Below are 19,426 nucleotides of genomic sequence, written 5' to 3'. Positions count from 1 at the left end.
CTCCTTCTGTCCCGCAGGGCTGGGTTCGGCTGTGTCCCGCCCCCCCGCCGATGACGAGCCCCTAGCAGTACAAACGTGGACGCTAGCGGGTCCGATCCGTCCCCGCGGCGAAACGATCGGGTCCGACCTTCCGTTCTTTCGCCATCTGAGGAACTACCCGGCCTGTTTCCCCCTATTTCGGACACCGCCCGGCAGGGTCGGGCGATATGCGAGGTAACGAATGGTTTCTCGAATGTGGAACTTCTCCGCGTCGGACACGCTCGGGTCGACCAGCCGGCGCAGCAGCGCCTCCACGTCCGGGTCCATCGGGGGTGGGGTGGGCGCGGGACGCGGCCCGGCGGCCCGGTCCCAGCCGAGCGCGGTGAACGCGGCGGCCGGATCGAGCCCGAGGCCCTCGCAGAAGGCGACGACGCGTTCCGCCTCCGGGTCGCTCGCCCAGTCGCCGCGCACCCATCGGTTGATGGTCTGGCGGGAGACGCCGGTGCGCCGGGAGACCTCGGTGCCGCTCCAGGCCCGCAGCGCGCGGGCGTCGTCGAGCGCGCGCCGGACGAAGGTGGCGAACGCGATCTTCCGTGCGTTGGTCGTCTCGGTCACCCCGTGACGGTACGGCCAGTCGGTCCCGGGAGGGCGGCTCGGCACGCTGCTGTCACGCCGACGTGACGCTGATCGCGGACTTCCGGTAAACGATCCAGTGCTGCTCCTGAGGGGTGTCACCCGGGCAGAATAGATGGACGCCAGTACGGCGGCAAAGGCCTGAAAAGCTGATACTGTCACGCTCATGAGACAACTTACGTTGTGTCACGTGCTTGAGACGACGAGTGCTCACATGCGTCACTCCGCGGGTGCCGAGGGGGGTCTCGTGACCGAACTCGCGACCCGTGCCCAGGCCTTCGGGCTGATCGCGGACGGAGTGTCCGCCGGGCTGAGCGCCCCCTGGCGTCTCTATCTCGCCCGCGGGTGCCGGTACCTCTCACTCAGCGTCGGCGACCGGGGGGAGTGGGACGCGTGGCGGACCCACCTCGGCTGCCCCGAGCTGAGCGTGCGGGTCTACGACTCCGGCGGCGAGATCCGCCGGGCGTCGGTGGCCGAGGTGATCCTCGACGGATGCCGGATCAGTGTCGAGCTGGTCGAGGAGGTCAGCACCGACGACCTGGAACGGCTGCTGGTGGTCGACCCACTTACCGGGACGGACGAGCGATGACCCCCTTTCTCGCCGTGGTGCTCGTCCTCGTGCTCGGCTCCACCTGCTACGCGGCCGGCCGCCTGCACGGCCAGCTCAGCTACCGCATCGGCTACCGGTTCGGTTACCGCCAGGGCTACTTCGACGGTGACCGGGGCGCCTGGAACCGCCGCCGGCGCGACGCCCAGGCGGCCATCGCCTCCGCGCTGTCCGGTCCCGGTCCCACGGTGGTGACGTCGGCCGGGCGCTCGGCCGTGCCGTTCGCCGGCACCTCAGTACCCGCGGCGGTCGCCGCCCGGCCCGGCTCCGCCCCGGCCGTCCGTGTCACCGCCACCGGCCGGCTCGGCGCCGTCGGGCGGGTGGGCACCACGTACACCGGATCGTCGTTCGGCGCGGCCGGCGCCGGACCGCGGGCCGGCACGCTGGTGCGCCGCCAGGGCTGAGGCCCGCGCCGCGTCGCGGCGCCGCAGTGGACGACCGGCCGGGGTGCGCGCAGGGGGCATGCATCCCGGCCGGTTCCGGTCCGCCGGTCACTCGAACGGGTGTACGTCCGGCGAAGACCGGACGATGATCCACGCGCGCCTCTAGCCCCGCGGCCCCGGTGCGATTAGCGTCTAGGCATGGCACGGGGTTTTCCCGGGCCAGCCGGACAGCCCGGACCTGCGTCCTCGCGCACGGGGCCCGCATCCGACCCCGTGTCCTCCGGGCACCGGAAGAGGCGGAACTCGGGTGGCCGGGTGCCCATCCGCGGAGCAGGCCTGTGACCACTCGCCGTACCCCCGCCGGAGCCGAGCAGACCCCGGCCTCGACCGCCCCGACCCGCCGGACCACCCGCAGCCGCCGCGGCGCCGCCGCCGAGGCCGAGGAGCCCCGACCAGCAGGCCAGGCCTTCGTCCTGGACACCTCGGTCCTGCTGTCCGACCCGGCCGCCTTCCACCGCTTCGCCGAGCACGAGGTGGTGTTGCCGCTGGTGGTGATCTCCGAGTTGGAGGGCAAGCGACACCACCCCGAGCTGGGCTGGTTCGCCCGCCAGTCGCTGCGCATGCTGGACGAGCTGCGCGTGCGGCACGGCCGGCTGGACCGCCCGGTGCCCGCCAACGACCAGGGCGGCACGCTGCGGGTGGAGCTGAACCACACCGACGACGGGGTGCTGCCGCCCGGCTTCCGCAACGAGTCGAACGACGCGCGCATCCTGTCCGTGGCGCTCAACCTGGCCGCCGAGGGGCGTGAGGTCACGCTCGTCAGCAAGGACATGCCGCTGCGGGTGAAGGCGGCCTCGGTGGGCCTGCGCGCCGACGAGTACCGGCACGGCCAGGCCAGCGATCCGACCTGGACCGGGATGGCCGAGCTGGACCTGGCCGAGGAGGAGATCGGCCGGCTGTACGCGGGCGAGGCGTTCGACGTCGACGCCGCGGCGGGCCTGCCCTGCCACACCGGTCTGGTGCTGCACTCGGGGCGGGGCTCGGCGCTGGGGCGGGTGCTGCCGGACAAGACGATCCGGCTGGTCCGCGGCGACCGGGAGGCGTTCGGCGTGCACGGGCGCTCGGCGGAGCAGCGGATCGCGCTCGACCTGCTGCTGGACGAGTCCATCGGCATCGTGTCGCTCGGCGGGCGGGCCGGCACCGGCAAGTCCGCGCTGGCGCTCTGCGCCGGCCTGGAGGCGGTGATGGAGCGTCGCCGGCACAAGAAGGTGATCGTGTTCCGTCCCCTGTACGCGGTCGGCGGCCAGGAACTCGGCTACCTGCCCGGGTCGGAGTCGGAGAAGATGTCGCCGTGGGCGCAGGCCGTCTTCGACACGCTCGGCTCGGTGGTGCACGAGAACGTGCTGGAGGAGGTCACCTCGCGCGGGCTGCTGGAGGTGCTGCCGCTGACCCACATCCGCGGCCGGAGCCTGCACGACGCGTTCGTCATCGTGGACGAGGCGCAGTCGCTGGAGCGGGGCGTGCTGCTCACCGTGCTGTCCCGGATCGGTCAGGGGTCGCGGGTGGTGCTCACCCACGACGTGGCCCAGCGGGACAATCTGCGGGTCGGCCGGCACGACGGGGTGACGGCGGTGATCGAGGCGCTGAAGGGGCATCCCCTCTTCGCGCACGTCACGCTCAGCCGATCGGAGCGTTCTCCGATCGCCGCTATGGTCACCGATCTACTGGAGGACATCCCCGGCTGACTGCCGCCTTTGCCCTACTTTGTACGCATTTTCAGGGTGACGCAGATCACTTTTAGGCCCGGCCATTTCCCACCGGCCTCACTGTGCGCAATGGTGTCCATCGAGCGTCACCTACCACTCGGGAGCCGGACACGGCCCGGAGTCACACCGGTACCGGTGCGCTCACGGCACCCGGCGTGACCCGACCCGGCCATGCGCGTGCCGTGTCCCTGCCCCCGACGAAGGGAAACTTCGTGAGTCGGCTCTGGAGCCGGTTCGGCGCCCGTACGGCCGCTGTCGCGCTGCTCTCCGTGGGCGTCGCCGGCGGCTTCTATCTGGGTGAGGACCGACAGACCCAGCAGCAGGGCCTGACCGCGCAGGTCGGCCTGGAGGTCGACCAGGCGGAGTACGCGTACCAGCGCGACCGGCTGTCCGACCACCGCGTGGACTCGTCCCGGCAGCGCGCCGCCGAGTACCAGGCGAAGCTGCGTGCCGCCGCGGCGGCGAAGGAGGCCGCCGAGCGGGCCAGGAAGGCCGAGGCGGCCGCCGCCACCCGCAAGAAGGAGCGGGCCGCAGCGGAGGAGGAGGAGACGAAGATCAAGCCGTACGACGGCCCGATCCCGTCCTCGTGCGCGGAGTACAGCGGCAACCGGAAGATCGGTTGCGCCGTCATGCTCGACAAGGGCTTCGGCATCGACCAGTTCCCCTGCCTGGACAAGCTGTGGACCAAGGAGAGCGGCTGGAACCCGAAGGCTTCCAACAGCTCGTCCGGGGCGTACGGGATCCCGCAGGCGGTGCCGGGCAGCAAGATGGCCTCGGTGGCCGACGACTGGAAGACCAACCCGGCGACCCAGATCACGTGGGGTCTCGGCTACATCAAGGGCCGGTACGACACCCCCTGCGGCGCCTGGCAGAAGTCGCAGAGTTCGGGCTGGTACTGACATCACGACGACGGCGGGACACGCGGGGAGACCCGGTGTCCCGCCTTCGTCGTACCGGCCCTCGACTGGCGGCCTGCCACTTTTGCTGATAGCTCTTGGTAGGTGACCTGGCACGGCGGCCCCAGCGGCGACCCCTACCGGTTCGGCACCGACGCGTTCTACGCGGCGCTCGGCCGGGCCTTCGTCGCCATGTGCGCGGTCGTGCCGGTGCTGTTCCTCATCGAGGCGCTCGACGTCGGCCTGCGACTCGGCCTGGACTACACCGCCGGCATCATCCCGCAGCGGCTCCAGGGCCTGGACGGCGTCTTCTTCTCACCGTTCCTGCACGCCGGCTGGAACCACCTCTACAGCAACAGCATCCCGCTGATCCTGCTCGGCACGTTCGTGCTCGCCGCGGGCCCCCGCCGGTTCCTCTGGTCCACCGCCGTCATCATCCTGGTCAGCGGCCTGGGCGTCTGGTTCACCGGCTCACCCAACTCGGTGGTGGTCGGCGCCAGCGGAGTCATCTTCGGCTACCTCGGCATCCTGCTCACCCGGGGCGTGGTGGAGCGGAGCTGGTGGAACTTCGCCGTCGGCCTGCTGGTCGGGTTGCTCTACGGCTGGCAGCTGCTCGGCATCCTGCCCACCGACGAGCGCATCTCCTGGCAGGGTCACCTGTTCGGGCTGCTCGGCGGCGTGGTCGCGGCGATCCTGTTCCGCCGCCGCAACGACACCGGCGAATCCGACCGCCTCGGCTCACCCAGGATGACGCTGCCCTGACGGCGCGTTGATCGAAGCGCGGGACATGCTTGCCCGGGGCCACCCGCCCGCCTACCGTTTCGGCATCAGCACGGGGTGATCCGAAGCGGAAAGTGACGGTACGCCATGCGCGAGGTCGATGTCGCCGTGATCGGGGCCGGTCCCGCCGGGCTCTTCGCCGCCTACTACGCCGGTTTCCGCGGACTCTCCGTGTCGGTGATCGACGCGCTGCCCGAGCCGGGCGGCCAGGTCACCGCGATGTACCCGGAGAAGCTGATCCTCGACGTCGCCGGCTTCCCCGCGATCAAGGGCCGCGAGCTGGTCGCGAACCTGGTCGCCCAGGCCGCGCCGTTCCACCCCGACTACCGGCTCGGCGTACGCGCGGAGAAGCTGTCCTACCTCGACGGCCGGCCGGTTCTCGGCCTCGCCGGCGGTGAGCAGCTCACCTGCGGCGCGGTGCTGGTCACCGGCGGGCTCGGCAGCTTCACGCCCCGGCCGCTGCCGGTCGCGGAGAGCTTCACCGGCGGCGGGATCGTCTACTTCGTGCCGCAGCCGGCCGAGCTGACCGACCGGCACGTGCTCATCGTCGGCGGCGGCGACTCGGCGTTCGACTGGGCCGCCACGCTCGCCCCGCTGGCCCGGTCGGTGACGCTGGTGCACCGGCGGGACCGCTTCCGGGCGCACGCCGCCACCATCGATCGTGTCCGCGCGCTGCCGGTGCGGATCGTGGTGAACGCCGAGGTGAGCCGGCTGTACGGCGAGGAGACCGTCACCGGCGCCGAGCTGACCGTACGCGGCGGCGAGGCGGAGACGCTGCCGGTGGACACCGTGGTGGCCGCGCTCGGCTTCACCGCCGACCTCGGCCCGCTCGCCGAGTGGGGGCTGAACATCGACCGGCGGCACATCGTGGTGGACAGCGCGATGGCCACCAACCTGCCCCGGGTGTTCGCGGCCGGGGACATCACCGAGTACCCGGGCAAGGTCCGCCTGATCGCCACCGGCTTCGGCGAGGCCGCCACCGCCGTGAACAACGCGGCTGTCGTCATCGACCCGACCGCGCACCTGTTCCCCGGTCACTCCTCCGACGGCACCTGACGCCGATCGGCGTCAGGGCAGGCCGACCAGGTCCGCCATCAGGCCGATCTGGTGGTCGAAGTACTCGTCGCGGTGCGGTAGCGCCCGGTTGATCCGGCCGAACAGCTCGAAGCTGATCAGCCCGAACAGTTGGGTCCAGCCGGCCATGCCGCGCGCCAGCAGCGCGGGCGGCACGTCCATGCCGAGCAGCCCGACCAGTTCGGCCACGTCGCCGCGGAGCGGCTCGGGCAGTTCCTCGTCGGGCGGGGCGAGCCGGCCGGAGGCCAGGCCGTCGCGCAGGATGCCGACCAGGGTCACCGGTGGGCGCTGGGCCGGCGCGACGGTGTCGTCCGGGGCCGCGTACCCGGGCACCGGGCTGCCGTAGAGCAGCGCGTACTCGGCGGGGTGGGCCAGCGCCCACGTACGGGCGGCCCGGCAGGCGGCGAGCCACCGTCCGCGCAGGTCGGCCTGGTCGGCGGCGGCGTCGGCCGCCTCCACCGCGTCGCCGAGCGCGTCGTACGCCTCCAGGATCAGCGCGGTGAGCAGGTCGTCGCGGCTGGGGAAGTAGCGGTAGATCGCCGAGGAGACCATGCCGAGGTCGCGGGCGACAGCGCGCAGGGAGAGGTTCGCGCCGTCGGTGTCCAGGTGGCGGCGGGCGACCGTCTTGATCTCTTCGATCATCCCGGCGCGGACCCGGGCGCGGAGCGAGGGAGCGACCATGCCGTCACTCTGCCACGGATGAGAGCAGCAATCAAAAGAGAGAGCACTGCTCTTGACGCGGGCTGCTCGCATGAGTCATGCTCTGTTTCGAGAGCGGTGCTCTCGCTTCGAACAACTGCTTCAGTGAAGGTGGACCTGTCATGGCACTGCACGTGATCGTCGGCGCCGGCCCCGTCGGCACCGCCACCGCCCGCCTCCTCGCCGAGCGCGGCGAGCGCGTGCGCGTGGTCACCCGGCGCGGCACCGGCCCCGAGCACCAGGCGATCGAGCGGGTGGCCGCCGACGCCGCCGACGCGGACCGGCTCGCCGCGCTCACCGAGGGCGCGGCCGCGCTCTACAACTGCGCCAACCCGGAGTACCACAGGTGGCGGACGGACTGGCCGCCGCTCGCCGCCGCCCTGCTCACCGCCGCCGAGCGCAGCGGCGCCGTGCTCACCACAGTCGGCAACCTCTACGGGTACGGCCCGGTCGACGCCCCGATGACCGAGGCGACCCCGCTCGCCGCCACCGGCGTCAAGGGCCGGGTCCGCAACCGGATGTGGGCCGACGCCCTGGCCGCCCACCGCGCCGGCCGGGCCCGGGTCACCGAGGTACGCGGCTCCGACTACATCGGCCTCGGCGGCAACTCGCTGCCCATGATGGTGCTGCCCAAGGTGCTCGCCGGGCAGCGGGTGTTCCTGCCGGTGGCCTGGGACGCCCCGCACACCTGGACGTACGTGGGCGACGTCGCCCGTACTCTCGTCGCCGCCGCCACCGACCCGCGGGCCTGGGGCCGGGCCTGGCACGTGCCGAGCGCGCCCCCGATGTCCATGCGGGCGCTCGCCGACCGGGCGGCGGAGCGGGCCGGGGCGCCGGCGCCCCGGCTGACCCGGATGCCCTACCCGGTGCTCTGGCTCGGTGGCCTGGCCGACCCGTTCGCCCGGGAGATGCGGGAGACCGCGCACCAGTTCGCCGGGCCGTTCGTGATGGACTCCACCGCCGCGAGCGAGACGTTCGGGATCGACGGGACGCCGCTGGACCGGGTCGTCGACGAGATGGTCACCGGCCTGCGTGCCGCCGCGCCCGCCGGCGCCCGCTAGGGGCGGCGGGCCGGGCCGAGGGCGGCGACGAGCACGGCGACCATGGTCAGCGCCGCACCGAGCAGCGTGTCCAGCCCGGGGTGCGAGGCGGCGGTCGGCAGCACGAGGTCCAGCAGTACCGCGCCGACGATCTGCCCGGCGATCGTGGCCAGACCGAGCAGCAGCACCCCGGTGAACCGGACGAGGGCGGCGGCCAGCGCGATGAACACGATGCCGATCGGACCGCCGAGATAGAGCCACGGCTCGCTCGGGAACGCGCCCGCCGGCCGGCCGCGTACCGCCAGGTCCACCGCGAGAGTGACGAGCAGCGCCGCCGTGCCGACGGTGAAGTTGACGAGCGTGGCGGTCATGGCGCTGCCCGCCGCCGCCCGGACCCGCCCGTTGACCGCCTGCTGCCAGGCAATGCCCACCCCGGCCGCCAGCGGCAGCAGGGCCAGCGCCAGCGCGTCCGGGTCACCGAGCCGGTCGCCCACCGCCAGCAGGACGGCGAGCACGGTGAGCACCGCGCCGATCAGCCGGTTCGGGGTGACCGGCTGCGGGCCGGTCGGACCGATGCCGGCCCGGTCGACGAGCAGGCTGCTGCCGGACTGCCCGGCCACCACCGCGACGGTGAAGACCGCCACGCCGAGCGCGCCGATGGTCAGCCCCTGCGTCGCCACCAGGAACGCGCCGCACACACCGCCCAGACACTGCCACGGCCGCAGCGTGCCCGCGCGCAGCGCGCCGCGCAGGGCGGACAGTCCCCGCCGGCCACCGGGGGTGGCGGGGACCAGCACCAGCAGGATCAGCAGACCCACACCGAACGAGACCACCGCCGCGGCGATCCCGTCGGCCAGGCGTACGCCCAGCTCGCCGTTGATCCGGGACTGGACGGCGACCATCACGCCCGAGGCGGTGGCCAACCCGACACCGGCGACACGTCGCCCGGCCGACAGCGTCGGCGGTGCCGATGGTGCCGCCGTCCCGGCCCTGCTCACTCCTGCTCGGCCAGCGGGCGGCCGTCGAAGTCGACAGCCGAGTAGAGCGCGAGCTTCTCCAGGCGGTGGTACGAGTCGATCACCCGGATCGTGCCGCTCTTGGAGCGCATCACGATCGACTGGGTGTACGCCCCGCCGGAGCGGTACCGCACGCCGCGCAGCAGGTCACCGGAGGTGACACCGGTCGCCACGAAGAAGCAGTTGTCGCCGGTGACCAGGTCGTCGGTGAACAGCACCCGGTCCAGGTCGTGCCCGGCGTCCAGCGCCTTGCGGCGCTCGTCGTCGTCCTTCGGCCAGAGCTTGGCCTGCAACATGCCGCCCATGCACTTGAGCGCGCATGCGGCGGTGATGCCCTCCGGGGTGCCGCCGATGCCCATCAGCACGTCCACGTCCGACTCGCCGCGGGCCGCCGCGATGGCGCCCGCGATGTCGCCGTCGGAGATGAACCGGATCCCCGCGCCGGTACGCCGGATCTGCTTGACCAGGTCGTCGTGGCGCGACCGGTCCAGCACGCACACGGTCACCTCGGCGGCGTCGGTGCCCTTGACCTTGGCGATCCGGTTGATGTTCTCGGCCACCCCGGCGTTGATGTCCACCACGTCGGCGTACATCGGGCCGACCGCCAGCTTCTCCATGTAGAAGACCGCGCTCGGGTCGAACATCGCGCCGCGCTCGGCCACCGCGAGCACCGCCAGCGCGTTCGGCATGCCCTTGCTCATCAGCGTGGTGCCGTCGATCGGGTCGACCGCCACGTCCACCTCGGGGCCGGTCCCGTCGCCGACCTCCTCGCCGTTGAACAGCATCGGGGCGTTGTCCTTCTCGCCCTCGCCGATCACCACGACGCCGCGCATCGGGATCGAGTTGATCAGCTTTCGCATGGCGTCGACAGCTGCGCCGTCGCCGCCCTCCTTGTCGCCCCGGCCGACCCAGCGGCCGGCGGCCATCGCCGCGGCCTCGGTGACCCGGACCAGATCGAGGGCGAGGTTGCGGTCGAGATCCTGGGGCGTCCGCGTCCTGGTGGTTGTCATGGCGGCCTCCTCGCGACGTTGCGGGGTGGGACCGGCGGCCACCGCCGCCGGTTTTGTCGCTGATCCTCACACGATCTCAGGTTCGCCGTCCCGGCGGGGCGGAGGAGGCCAGGATCACGTCACCCGGTGGGCTGCGACAATGGCCCTGTGGAAGCCGCACAGCCTGCCGACCGCACACCGACCGACGCCACCCCGCCGGAGGGCCAGCCGCCGGTCCGACCGGACGGCGGCCCGGCCCCGTCCGAGGGGCAGCCCGCGCTGGTCGAGCCGGCTGCCGCGGCCGGCGAGCCCGCGCCCGCCGAGCCCGTGGCCGCCCCGGCGGCGGGCAAGGCCCGGTCCGAGCGGTCGCCGAAGGACATGGCGCTGTCCCTGCTGATCCTGCTGGTCCCGATCGCGCTGCTCCTCGCCTTCTACCGGGGCTTCCTCGGCGGCGACTCGCCGGTGACAGTCGACCCGGCGCCCGCGCTGGAGCAGGCCCGCTCCGCGAACGTCTTCCCGGTCAGCGAGCCGACCGGGCTGGGCGACGACTGGCGTACGGTGAACGCCCGCTTCCGGACCGAGCCTGACGGTTCGACGCTGCGGATCGGGTACGTGACCCCGGAGGGCCGGGGCGCGCAGCTCGTGGAGAGCAACGTCCCGGCGGAGAAGCTCCTGCCGGCCGAGCTGACCGAGGGGCAGCCGCAGGGCGCTGCCGACCTGCCCGGCGGGCTGAGCTGGCAGCGTTACACCGCACGCGGCAACGAGCAGGCGCTCGTCCTGCTGGAGCCGAACCGCACGGTGATCGTGGTCGGTGACGCGGGCGAGACGGAGCTGCGCAAGCTCGCCACGTCGCTGCGCTGACGTCCTCCCTCCGGGTGAGGCGGGATTGCGGATCCCCGCTTCCGGGAACAGAAGGGACATCGAGCCCGGACGACCCACCTGGAGAGGTTGACGTGAAGATACGACGCTTCAGCGCCACCGCGTTCGCCGCGGCGCTGCTCATTCCCGGCCTGGCGGCCTGCAACGGCAACGGGACGACGTCCGACGCCTCCGCGACCCCGAGCGCCTCCGGCAGCGTCGCACCGAGCGCCACGGCGTCCAGCAGCGCGGCCAAGCAGGCCCTGCTCGACTCCACGAACGCGATCCGCGAGGGGAACTTCAAGTTCTCCATGACCGGCGCGGGCTCCACCGCCGAAGGGCAGGTGCACGAGCCGAGCCAGAGCGCCGACATGCGGATGACCATCGGCGACCCGTCGTCGGACCTGATGATGAAGCTGGACCTCATCCACGCGAAGCCGGACAGCTGGGTCAAGCTGGAACTCGGCGGCACCGCCGCCGCGCAGATCCCCGGCGTGAAGAACCTCAACACCGGCAAGTACCACCACCTCGACCAGAACCGGATCAAGGGCAACCGGGCGCTGGGCTTCGACTTCGAGAAGCTCGACCCGGCCGGCAGCGCCGTCCTCACCCAGGGCGTCACCGAGGTGCGGCAGACCGGCGAGGGCGCGTACGAGGGCACCGTCGACGTGTCGAAGGCCGCCGAGGCGGGTTCGCTCGACCCGGCCGTGATCACCGCGCTCGGGGCGCAGGCCCAGTCGGTGCCGTTCACCGCCAAGGTCGACACGCAGGGCCGGCTCAGCGAGATGGTGCTCAAGATTCCGGCCGCCGGCCAGAGCGCCGCGCAGGACCTGAAGATCACCTACACCGACTACGGCAACGCGGCCCCGGCCCAGAAGCCCTCGGCCGACCAGGTCGTCGAGGCGCCCGCCGAGTTGTACAACCTGTTCAACTGAGGTCCGCGGTGGGGTTCGGCGACCGGCCGGACCCCACCGTCAGTCCTCGGCGCGCTGGCGGGCGGCGTCGATGCGGGCGCGCGCGCCGTCCAGCCACCGCTGGCACACCCCGGCGAGCTGCTCGCCGCGCTCCCAGAGGGCCAGCGACTCCTCCAGCGAGGTGCCGCCCGCCTCCAGCTTCTCCACCACCGAGGCCAGCTCGGCGCGGGCCTGCTCGTAGCTGAGCTGTTCGTCCTGCTTGGTGCCGGTCATCGTCTCTCTTCCCTCAGCCGTCGACGGTCGCGGTCAGCTCGCCCTCGGCGAGGCGTACCCGCAGTGGATCGCCCTTGGCGACCTCGGAGGCCGCGCGGACGACGTGGCCGTCGGCGCGCTGCACGATCGCGTAGCCGCGCTCCAGCGTCGCCGCCGGGGACAGCGCGCGCAGCCGGGCCAGCGTGTGCCGCAGGTCGTCGGTGGCGCCCCGCAGCCGGTGCTCCAGGGACCGGCCGGCGCGGTCGCGCAGCGCAGACACGTCCACCGCCCGCTGCTCGACCATCACCTGCGGCCGGGCCAGCACCGGGCGGGTGCGCAGCAGGTCGATCCGGTGCTGCTCCCGGTCGACCAGGTGACGCACGGCCCGTTCGAGCCGGGACCGGGCCTGGCCGATCAGCCGGGTCTCCTCGGTCAGGTCCGGCACGATGCGCTTCGCCGCGTCGGTCGGGGTGGAGGCGCGCACGTCGGCCACGTAGTCGAGCAGTGGCGCGTCCGTCTCGTGGCCGATCGCGCTGACCACCGGCGTGCGGCAGGCGAAGACCGCCCGGCACAGCGCCTCGTCGGAGAAGGGCAGCAGATCCTCGATGCCGCCACCGCCCCGGGCGATGACGATCACGTCGACGGCCGGGTCGGCGTCGAGCACCTTGAGCGCGCCGACGATGTCGGGCACCGCGCTCGGCCCCTGCACCGCCACGTTGATCGTGCGGAAGTCGACGGCGGGCCAGCGGCGGCGGGCGTTCGTCAGCACGTCCCGCTCGGCCGCCGAGGCGCGGCCGGTGATCAGGCCGACCCGGCCCGGCAGGAACGGCAGCCGCCGTTTGCGGGACCGGTCGAACAGGCCCTCGGCGGCGAGCAGCTTCTTGAGCTTCTCCAGCCGGGCCAGCAGCTCACCGAGGCCGACCTGGCGGATCTCGTCGGCGCGCAGACTGAGCGTGCCGCGTGCGGCGTAGAACTCCGGCTTGGCGTGCAGCACCACCCGGGCGCCCTCGCGCAGCTCCGGCGCGCCCGCGTCCAGCACGTCGCGGTTGGTGGTGACGGTGAGGCTGAGATCGGCCGACGGGTCGCGCAGCGTGAGGAAGACGGTGCTCGCGCCGGGGCGGCGGCTGATCTGCGCCACCTGGCCGTCGACCCACACCCAGCCCAGGCGGGCGATCCAGGCGCCGACCTTCTGGCTGACCACCCGGACCGGCCAGGGCTCCTCGGCCGTGCTCCGTCCGTCCGGGCTGCTCCGCCCGTCCGGCGCCCCCCGGCCGTCCTCTCCCGCGCTCACCCGCCCACCCTACGGCCCGGGACCGACAGCGCCCGCGCGCGCCTCGCGGCCGCTGCCGTGCGGGAGGACGGCACGTACGATGGGCGGGTGACTGACGCTGAGACGACTCCCCGGACCGGCAAGCGCGTGCTCCTGGCCAACCCCCGCGGCTACTGCGCGGGCGTGGACCGGGCGGTGCAGACCGTCGAGGAGGCGCTGAAGCTCTACGGCGCGCCGATCTACGTGCGTAAGCAGATCGTGCACAACAAGCACGTGGTGCGCACGCTGGAGGCCCAGGGTGCGATCTTCGTGGAGGAGAACGAGGAGGTGCCGGAGGGCGCCACCGTCATCTTCTCCGCCCACGGCGTGGCGCCCGAGGTCTACGAGCAGGCCAAGCAGCGCTCGCTGCGGGCGATCGACGCCACCTGCCCGCTGGTCACGAAGGTGCACCACGAGGCCCGGCGGTTCGCCGCGCAGGACTACGACATCCTGCTCATCGGGCACGAGGGGCACGAGGAGGTCATCGGCACCGCCGGTGAGGCTCCCGCCCACATCCAGCTCGTCGACGGCCCGGATGGCGTCGACAAGGTCACCGTGCGCGACCCGGAGAAGGTGGTCTGGCTGTCCCAGACCACGCTGTCGGTGGACGAGACGCTGGAGACCGTGGCCCGGCTCAAGAAGCGGCTACCGCTGCTCCAGTCGCCGCCCAGCGACGACATCTGCTACGCCACCTCCAACCGCCAGCACGTGGTCAAGGAGATCGCCCCCGAGTGCGACGTGGTGATTGTCGTCGGCTCGCGCAACTCCTCGAACTCGGTCCGGCTGGTCGAGGTGGCGCTCGACGCCGGGGCCCGCGCCGGCTACCTGGTCGACTTCGCGCACGAGATCGAGGACGCCTGGCTGACCGGCGCGAGCACGGTGGGTGTGACCTCCGGCGCGAGCGTGCCCGACGAGCTGGTCCAGCAGGTGCTCGCGCACCTGGCCGAGCGCGGCTTCGGCGACGTCGAGGAGATCACCACCGCCGACGAGCGGCTGACGTTCTCGCTGCCGCAGGAGCTCAAGCGCGACATGAAGGCCGCCGCCGCGGCCCGCGGCTGACCGGGAACGGATCGGCCGGCCACCGCGTCCAACCGACCATGAAGACTCCTCGTACGGTGCTCGTCGCACTGCTCGCCGGCCTCGCGCTGACCGCCTGCGCCGCACCCGGCGACGGGTCCGCCGATTCCAGCCCGAGCCCGAGCCCGAGTACGACGGGAGCCGCCCCGGTGACCAGCCAGCCCGACCCCGGCACGAGCCCGAAGCGTCCCGGCCCCTCCTGGAAGGGCGGTCCGTCCACGCCGCCGGGGGTCGGCGGCACCGTCATCAGCGGCACCGTGCAGGCCGGCGTCGAGCCGAACTGCCTGCTGCTCGACGGCCACCTGCTCGTCGGTGGCCCGCGCGACGTGCTCAAGGCCGGCGCCCGGGTCGAGGTCACCGGCCGTCCCGAGCCCGGCATGATGACCACCTGCCAGCAGGGCACCCCGTTCGTGGTCGAGTCCGCCCGCCCCGCCTGACGCCGAACACGAAGGAGCCCCGCCCCCTGCGAGAGGGGACGGGGCTCCGTCGTTCAGCGGCTCAGTCGACCGCGAGGACCTCGACCGAACCACGGCCGACGACCGCGCCCTCGGTGGTGGTCACGGCCATGTCGCCGTACAGCTCCCGGCCGGCGGCCGGGGTGGACAGGGCGGTCACCGTGCCGTTGAGGGTGGCGGTGGCGCCGTTGGCCAGGGACAGCGGCGTGGACGGCGCGGAGAGCGTGCCCAGGGCCGGGGAGGCGAACGAGTCCCGGTAGTCGTACGCGGTGCTCGGGTCGCTCATCGAGTAACCGTCGACCACGACCCGGTAGGTGCCGGGCGTCGGGTTGGTCAGCGTGACCGCCTCCTCCGAGTCACCGTCGGCCGACTGGCCCACCTGGGTGGTGCCGCGGAAGACGGTCAGGTCCAGGTCGGCGCTCAGGTCGGACGGGTTGCCGATCCGGGCGGTGAACGAGGTGGCGCCGGCGGGCACCTCCACCGTGTACTCCTGGGTCGCGCCCTCGGTGATGTTGGGACGCTCGGCCCGGACGCTCGCCAGCGGACCGCCGACGCCGGTCACCTGGACCGGGCCGAACGTGTTGGTCAGGCTCCAGCTCACCGGGGCCGGGGTGCCGGCGGTGACCGACGGGAGCTGGACCACGGCCGGCTCCACAGTGACGCCCTGCACGCGGGCCTGGAGCCGGAACGGGTTGTCCAGTGCCGGCGAGGTGCGACGCGCCTCCACCTCGATCTCCCACACGCCCGGCAGCGGGTTCTGGTAGTCCCGCTCCTGCGGCTTGCAGACCGCGGCGTCGGAGAAGTTGGTGTAGCAGGCGGTGCTGGCGGTGCTCTCGACCGGCACGCCGTACGGGTTGATGGCGATGAACCGGGTCTGCGAGCCGGTCGCGATGCCGGACAGGTTGACCTGCAGCGCGCCCGCACCCGGCGGGACGGTCACGAAGTACGACCGGAAGCCGTTGCGCTCGACCGAGCCGTCGGCCGAGAACGAGTAGGCCGGCGCGGCGACCGGGTTCGAGGCGATCACGACGGTGGCGACCTCGAAGTCGACAACCGAGGTGGCCGGGTCGTCGACGGTCATGATGGCGCCGTGCGCGCCGGCGGTCATCGGCTTGGCCTTCACCTTGACCGTGACGGTCTTGTTCAGCGGCAGCCACACGACCTTGGGGGCGCTGTAGGTGCCGTCGTTGCCGCGGAAGGCGACCTCGTGCTTGACGCCCTTGTTCGGGCCGCTGGTGCGGGTCAGCTTGACCTCGTAGTGGCGGCTCTCCTTGACCTTCTGGCCACCCCGGTCGGCGGCGCAGCGGTTGTAGAGGCCGGTGCCGACGTTCGGGTTCGGCACGAACGTACCGGAGGCCCGGTCGTAGCGGGTCAGGTTCGGCGACAGCTCGGTGCAGACCGGCGCCTCGGAGGTGTAGGTGCGGGTCTGCACGCCCTTGGCGAGCAGGCTCCACGCGCCCGGCACGTCGAACATGCCGTAGCCCTGCGCGTACGTCGGGACGCCGGTGATCGGCTTGGCCGAGGTGTAGACGGCCCGGCGCAGCGCGGCCGGGGTGACGCCCTTGCCGGTCGCCTTGGCGGCCGACAGCAGCAGCGCGGCGGCACCGGCGGCCTGCGGGGACGCCATCGAGGTGCCGTTGAGCATCTGGTAGCCCGGGGGCAGCGAGTAGCCCGCCTCCGGCACCGGGTTGCCCGGCTGCCAGGTCGGCGCGGTGGAGATGGCCGAGCCGGGGGCGGCGATGTTCGGCTTGAAGCCGCCGTCCTCACGCGGGCCGCGCGACGAGAAGTTGAACAGCGCGTTGTCCTTGCGGACCACCGAGCCGTAGTTGGCCAGCCAGGTGTCCTTGCTGACGCTCGCGGCCACGCTCACCACGTCGGTGGCGACGGACGGGTCGCCGACGGTGTTCACGCCCGGACCGGAGTTGCCGGCCGAGATGAACAGCTGCACGCCGTAGGTGTTGATCAGGTCGTTGTAGAGGACCGCGCGGGCGTTCGAGCCGTCGTTGAGCGCGGGCAGACCGCCGATCGACATGTTCACCACGTCGACCCTGCGGTTGATCACCAGGTCGGCCATGCCGGTGGTGAGCGCCGCCGCGGTGCAGCCGCCGCCCCAGGAGCAGGCGCGGGCGGAGACCAGCTTGGCGCCCGGGGCGGCGCCGTCGAAGGCGCTGTTACCCAGCATGTCGTTGGCGGCGGTGATGCCGGCGACGTGGGTGCCGTGGGTGCTCTCGACGATGCCGATGTTGACGTAGTCGACCAGGCCGGGGCCGCCGACCGGGGCGGTGTCCACGTTGCGCCGGTACTCGACCACGAACGGGATCTGCTCGCGTACCGCGGTGGCCGGGTTGTCGGTGCCGAAGTGGCCGACCTGGAACCGCTCCTTGTACGGCCGCATCACCTCGTCGTCGGTGAAGTCGTTGTTCTGGTTCGCGTCGACGCGGACGTCACCGGTGGTGGGGTTGTAGAGCACGCCCCAGAAGTCGGTGGTGTCGCCGTCGCGGTTGAGGTCGCCGCGCGCGTCGCTGTTCGCGGTGATGTTCTCGCGGAACACGTTGAACCGGTAGTTGCCGGCCGGCGCGGTCCAGGTGCCCAGCGAGGTGGTGAACGACGGGCCGCTGACCTCGGTCAGCATGGGGCGCCAGGAGGCGTCCTCCAGCGGGTCGGTGGCGGTGACCCAGTCGACGATCTTGCGCTCGCCGGTGGTGGTCTGCTGGAGCGCCGGGTGGTCGAGGTCCACACCGGAGTCCATGATGCCGATGGTGACGCCGCGGCCGTCCCACGCCGGGTTGGCGGCCTTGAAGGCCTCCGCGCCGGTCTCGTTCGTCGGCATGTACGGGTTCACCGCGCCGGTGTCGCCGCCCGGCCCGGCGAGCGTCTGGGCCTGCGAGGCGGTCTTGGCGCCCTTCGGCGCCGCCTCGGGCGCCGGGTCGGGGAGCTTGATGGTCTCGTCCAGGTCGACGGCGGCGACACCCGGCAGCGTGGCGGCCTTGAGCGCCTTCGCGGTCGGGACCTTCGCCAGCACGTAGCCGATCTGGTCGTACCGCTGGCTGACGGTGGCGCCGAGGCCGGTCAGGCCGTCGACGACCTTCTTGGCCGAGCCCTTCTTGGCCGCGATGATCATCGTGACGGTCGGCGCGTTCTTCGCCTCGGCCTCGTCGAGCAGCTTGGCGTCGTGGGCGCCCAGTGCCTTCGCGGCGGTCGGCTGCGAGGGTGGGGTGGCGGGGGCGGCGCTCGCGGTACCGGCGCCACCCCCCACGGTCAGGGCGCCGGCCGCGAGGACCGAGGCCAGGAGCGCGGCGGACGGTCGCCGGCTGCGCGTGCGGGGTTTACTCAACGTTCTCTTCCTCCAGAGAACAGGGCCCTCGAGGGGCAGGGCACGTGTGACGGTGATCCTGCGTGTCACGACGGCAGGTGTCACTACCCGGCCTGGGTTTGTGATCAGTCCGTGACACGAATCGGTCTACGTCATCGCGTGCGCCGTGTTAGGCGTCGACGTCCGTCGACCTCTCGGCCGATGTGGACGGCGCGCCCAGCAGCTCGGGTGCCTGCGGCTGCCTCGGCGCCAGCTCGACCTGCGCCGGCGCGGCCAGCTCGTCGTCGGAGACGCCCAGCTCGGCCAGCTTGCGGGCGCTGACCAGCACTCGCGCCTCCAGCGACCCCACCGCCCTGTTGTACGCCGTCACCGCCCCGCTCAGCGAACTGCCGAGCTTGCCCACGTGGTCGCCCAGAGTGGACAGCCGCCCGTACAGCTCGCGGGCCAGCGAGTGGACGGTCGCGGCGTTACGCGCCAGCGCCTCCTGCCGCCACGAGTAGGCCACGGTGCGCAACAGCGCCACCAGCGTGGCCGGCGTGGCGAGCACCACGTTGCGGGCGAACGCGTGCTCCAGCAGGGACGGATCGCGTTGCAGCGCCACGTCGAGGAACGGGTCCGCCGGCACGAACAGCACCACGAAGTCGGGCGTCTGGTCGAACGCCGACCAGTAGGACTTGGCCGCCAGGCCGTCCACGTGCGCGCGCAGGTGCCGGGCGTGCGCGTCCAGGTGGGTGTCGCGCCCCCGCTCGTCGCGCGCCTCCATCGCGGTCAGGTACGCGTCGAACGGCGCCTTCGCGTCCACCACCACCGTCCGGCCGCCGTGCAGCCGTACCACCAGGTCGGGGCGTACCCCCTGGTGGTCGGTCGCGGCGGTGACCTGCTCGCTGAAGTCGCAGTGTTCGAGCATGCCGGCGGCCTCGACGATCCGGCGGAGCTGGTGCTCGCCCCAGCGGCCGCGTACCTGCGGCGCGCGCAGCGCGGCGACCAGCTGCTTGGTCTCGGTGCGCAGCTCGCCGGAGACCGCGCTCATGGACCGCACCTGCTCGCGCAGTTCGGCGTACGCGTCGACCCGGTCCCGCTCCAGCTCCGCCACCCGCTGCTCGTAGCGGCGCAGCGTGTCGTGCAGCGGCGCGACCGCGCGGGCCACCGCCTCCTGGGACTGCGCCGTCGCCTCGTAGCTGAGCGCCCGCATGGACTGCTCCAGCCGGCCCTCGCCGGCCTGGGTGGCGGCGAGCGTCGCCTCCAGGCGGGCGATGTCGGCCGCCGCGCGCGCCCGCGCGGCCAGCCAGCCCACCGCGCCGCCCGCGGCGAGGCAGAGCACCACCACGGCCAGCGTCGCAAAGCTCATGGCCAAGAGCTTGCCAAACGGGTACGACGAGCGCCCGG

General features: G+C 72.7%; 19 protein-coding genes. 11 read left to right on the top strand and 8 right to left on the bottom strand.

Going from position 1 to position 19,426, the window contains the following annotated elements; translation table 11 throughout:
- Nucleotides 1-153 precede the first annotated feature (153 nt).
- On the bottom strand, nucleotides 154-594 hold the full coding sequence (locus tag OC439_RS05725) for a helix-turn-helix domain-containing protein (RefSeq protein WP_262012541.1): 441 nt from the start codon (nucleotides 592-594) through the stop codon (nucleotides 154-156).
- Nucleotides 595-859: 265 nt separating this feature from the next.
- Here OC439_RS05725 and OC439_RS05720 point away from each other — a divergent pair, with 265 nt between their 5' ends.
- The 6 genes from OC439_RS05720 (at nucleotide 860) to OC439_RS05695 (ending at nucleotide 6,100) form a co-directional block, all read left to right on the top strand.
- Nucleotides 860-1,201 carry a hypothetical protein gene (locus OC439_RS05720; protein WP_262012540.1) on the top strand — a complete coding sequence of 114 codons (342 nt, stop codon included), beginning with the start codon at nucleotides 860-862 and terminating at the stop codon, nucleotides 1,199-1,201.
- Nucleotides 1,198-1,623 carry a hypothetical protein gene (locus tag OC439_RS05715; RefSeq protein ID WP_120571626.1) on the top strand — a complete coding sequence of 142 codons (426 nt, stop codon included), beginning with the start codon at nucleotides 1,198-1,200 and terminating at the stop codon, nucleotides 1,621-1,623. The genes OC439_RS05720 and OC439_RS05715 overlap by 4 nt, the downstream gene beginning before the upstream one ends.
- 317 nt (nucleotides 1,624-1,940) lie before the next feature.
- Nucleotides 1,941-3,347, top strand: a complete 1,407-nt coding sequence (locus OC439_RS05710) for a PhoH family protein (protein WP_262012539.1) — start codon at nucleotides 1,941-1,943, stop codon at nucleotides 3,345-3,347.
- A gap of 233 nt (nucleotides 3,348-3,580) precedes the next feature.
- On the top strand, nucleotides 3,581-4,267 hold the full coding sequence (locus OC439_RS05705; RefSeq protein WP_262012538.1) for a transglycosylase SLT domain-containing protein: 687 nt from the start codon (nucleotides 3,581-3,583) through the stop codon (nucleotides 4,265-4,267).
- Between the two features lie 102 nt (nucleotides 4,268-4,369).
- Nucleotides 4,370-5,026: a rhomboid family intramembrane serine protease gene (locus OC439_RS05700; RefSeq protein ID WP_262012537.1), complete on the top strand. Its 657-nt coding sequence runs from the start codon at nucleotides 4,370-4,372 to the stop codon at nucleotides 5,024-5,026.
- Nucleotides 5,027-5,131: 105 nt separating this feature from the next.
- A complete protein-coding gene (locus tag OC439_RS05695; RefSeq protein WP_262012536.1) occupies nucleotides 5,132-6,100 on the top strand; it encodes an NAD(P)/FAD-dependent oxidoreductase in 969 nt (322 codons plus the stop codon).
- 12 nt (nucleotides 6,101-6,112) lie between these two features.
- Here OC439_RS05695 and OC439_RS05690 read toward each other — a convergent pair whose 3' ends face one another.
- Nucleotides 6,113-6,799, bottom strand: a complete 687-nt coding sequence (locus OC439_RS05690) for a TetR/AcrR family transcriptional regulator (protein ID WP_135243339.1) — start codon at nucleotides 6,797-6,799, stop codon at nucleotides 6,113-6,115.
- A 140-nt stretch (nucleotides 6,800-6,939) separates the two neighbouring features.
- On the opposite strand from OC439_RS05690, the gene OC439_RS05685 reads away from it, so the two are divergent.
- A complete protein-coding gene (locus OC439_RS05685) occupies nucleotides 6,940-7,878 on the top strand; it encodes an NAD-dependent epimerase/dehydratase family protein (protein WP_262012535.1) in 939 nt (312 codons plus the stop codon).
- On the opposite strand, the gene OC439_RS05680 is transcribed toward OC439_RS05685, so the two are convergent.
- Both OC439_RS05680 and glpX read right to left on the bottom strand, forming a co-directional pair.
- Nucleotides 7,875-8,759 carry a DMT family transporter gene (locus tag OC439_RS05680; RefSeq protein WP_410054894.1) on the bottom strand — a complete coding sequence of 295 codons (885 nt, stop codon included), beginning with the start codon at nucleotides 8,757-8,759 and terminating at the stop codon, nucleotides 7,875-7,877. The two genes, OC439_RS05685 and OC439_RS05680, sit on opposite strands and share 4 nt — an antisense overlap.
- Before the next feature lie 92 nt (nucleotides 8,760-8,851).
- Nucleotides 8,852-9,883, bottom strand: coding sequence for a class II fructose-bisphosphatase (gene glpX / locus OC439_RS05675; RefSeq protein WP_262012534.1), 1,032 nt, complete (start codon nucleotides 9,881-9,883; stop codon nucleotides 8,852-8,854).
- 147 nt (nucleotides 9,884-10,030) lie between these two features.
- On the opposite strand from glpX, the gene OC439_RS05670 reads away from it, so the two are divergent.
- The gene (locus OC439_RS05670) at nucleotides 10,031-10,723 is read left to right on the top strand and encodes a DUF4245 domain-containing protein (RefSeq protein WP_262012533.1); all 693 of its coding nucleotides are present in this window, start codon (nucleotides 10,031-10,033) and stop codon (nucleotides 10,721-10,723) included.
- Between the two features lie 92 nt (nucleotides 10,724-10,815).
- On the top strand, nucleotides 10,816-11,655 hold the full coding sequence (locus tag OC439_RS05665) for a hypothetical protein (protein WP_262012532.1): 840 nt from the start codon (nucleotides 10,816-10,818) through the stop codon (nucleotides 11,653-11,655).
- Nucleotides 11,656-11,694: 39 nt separating this feature from the next.
- Here the strand turns inward: OC439_RS05665 and OC439_RS05660 are convergent, their stop codons facing one another.
- Both OC439_RS05660 and xseA read right to left on the bottom strand, forming a co-directional pair.
- On the bottom strand, nucleotides 11,695-11,907 hold the full coding sequence (locus OC439_RS05660; RefSeq protein WP_120571616.1) for an exodeoxyribonuclease VII small subunit: 213 nt from the start codon (nucleotides 11,905-11,907) through the stop codon (nucleotides 11,695-11,697).
- A gap of 13 nt (nucleotides 11,908-11,920) precedes the next feature.
- Nucleotides 11,921-13,177, bottom strand: coding sequence for an exodeoxyribonuclease VII large subunit (xseA, locus tag OC439_RS05655; RefSeq protein ID WP_262012531.1), 1,257 nt, complete (start codon nucleotides 13,175-13,177; stop codon nucleotides 11,921-11,923).
- Between the two features lie 87 nt (nucleotides 13,178-13,264).
- Between xseA and OC439_RS05650 the strand changes: the two genes are divergently transcribed.
- Nucleotides 13,265-14,254, top strand: a complete 990-nt coding sequence (locus tag OC439_RS05650) for a 4-hydroxy-3-methylbut-2-enyl diphosphate reductase (RefSeq protein ID WP_262012530.1) — start codon at nucleotides 13,265-13,267, stop codon at nucleotides 14,252-14,254.
- A gap of 38 nt (nucleotides 14,255-14,292) precedes the next feature.
- A complete protein-coding gene (locus tag OC439_RS05645; protein ID WP_262012529.1) occupies nucleotides 14,293-14,709 on the top strand; it encodes a hypothetical protein in 417 nt (138 codons plus the stop codon).
- Between the two features lie 61 nt (nucleotides 14,710-14,770).
- Here OC439_RS05645 and OC439_RS05640 read toward each other — a convergent pair whose 3' ends face one another.
- Entirely contained in the window at nucleotides 14,771-18,061 is a 3,291-nt protein-coding gene (locus OC439_RS05640) for a S8 family serine peptidase (RefSeq protein WP_262012528.1), read from the bottom strand.
- 148 nt (nucleotides 18,062-18,209) lie between these two features.
- A complete protein-coding gene (locus tag OC439_RS05635) occupies nucleotides 18,210-19,388 on the bottom strand; it encodes a DNA recombination protein RmuC (protein ID WP_262012527.1) in 1,179 nt (392 codons plus the stop codon).
- Between the last annotated feature and the right edge of the window lie 38 nt (nucleotides 19,389-19,426).

The organism is Micromonospora sp. Mcm103 (assembly GCF_024519755.1).
Lineage (GTDB): Bacteria > Actinomycetota > Actinomycetes > Mycobacteriales > Micromonosporaceae > Micromonospora > Micromonospora aurantiaca.
The sequence above is the reverse complement of the archived record's forward strand: the minus strand, read 5'-3'. Positions and strand labels throughout refer to the sequence as shown.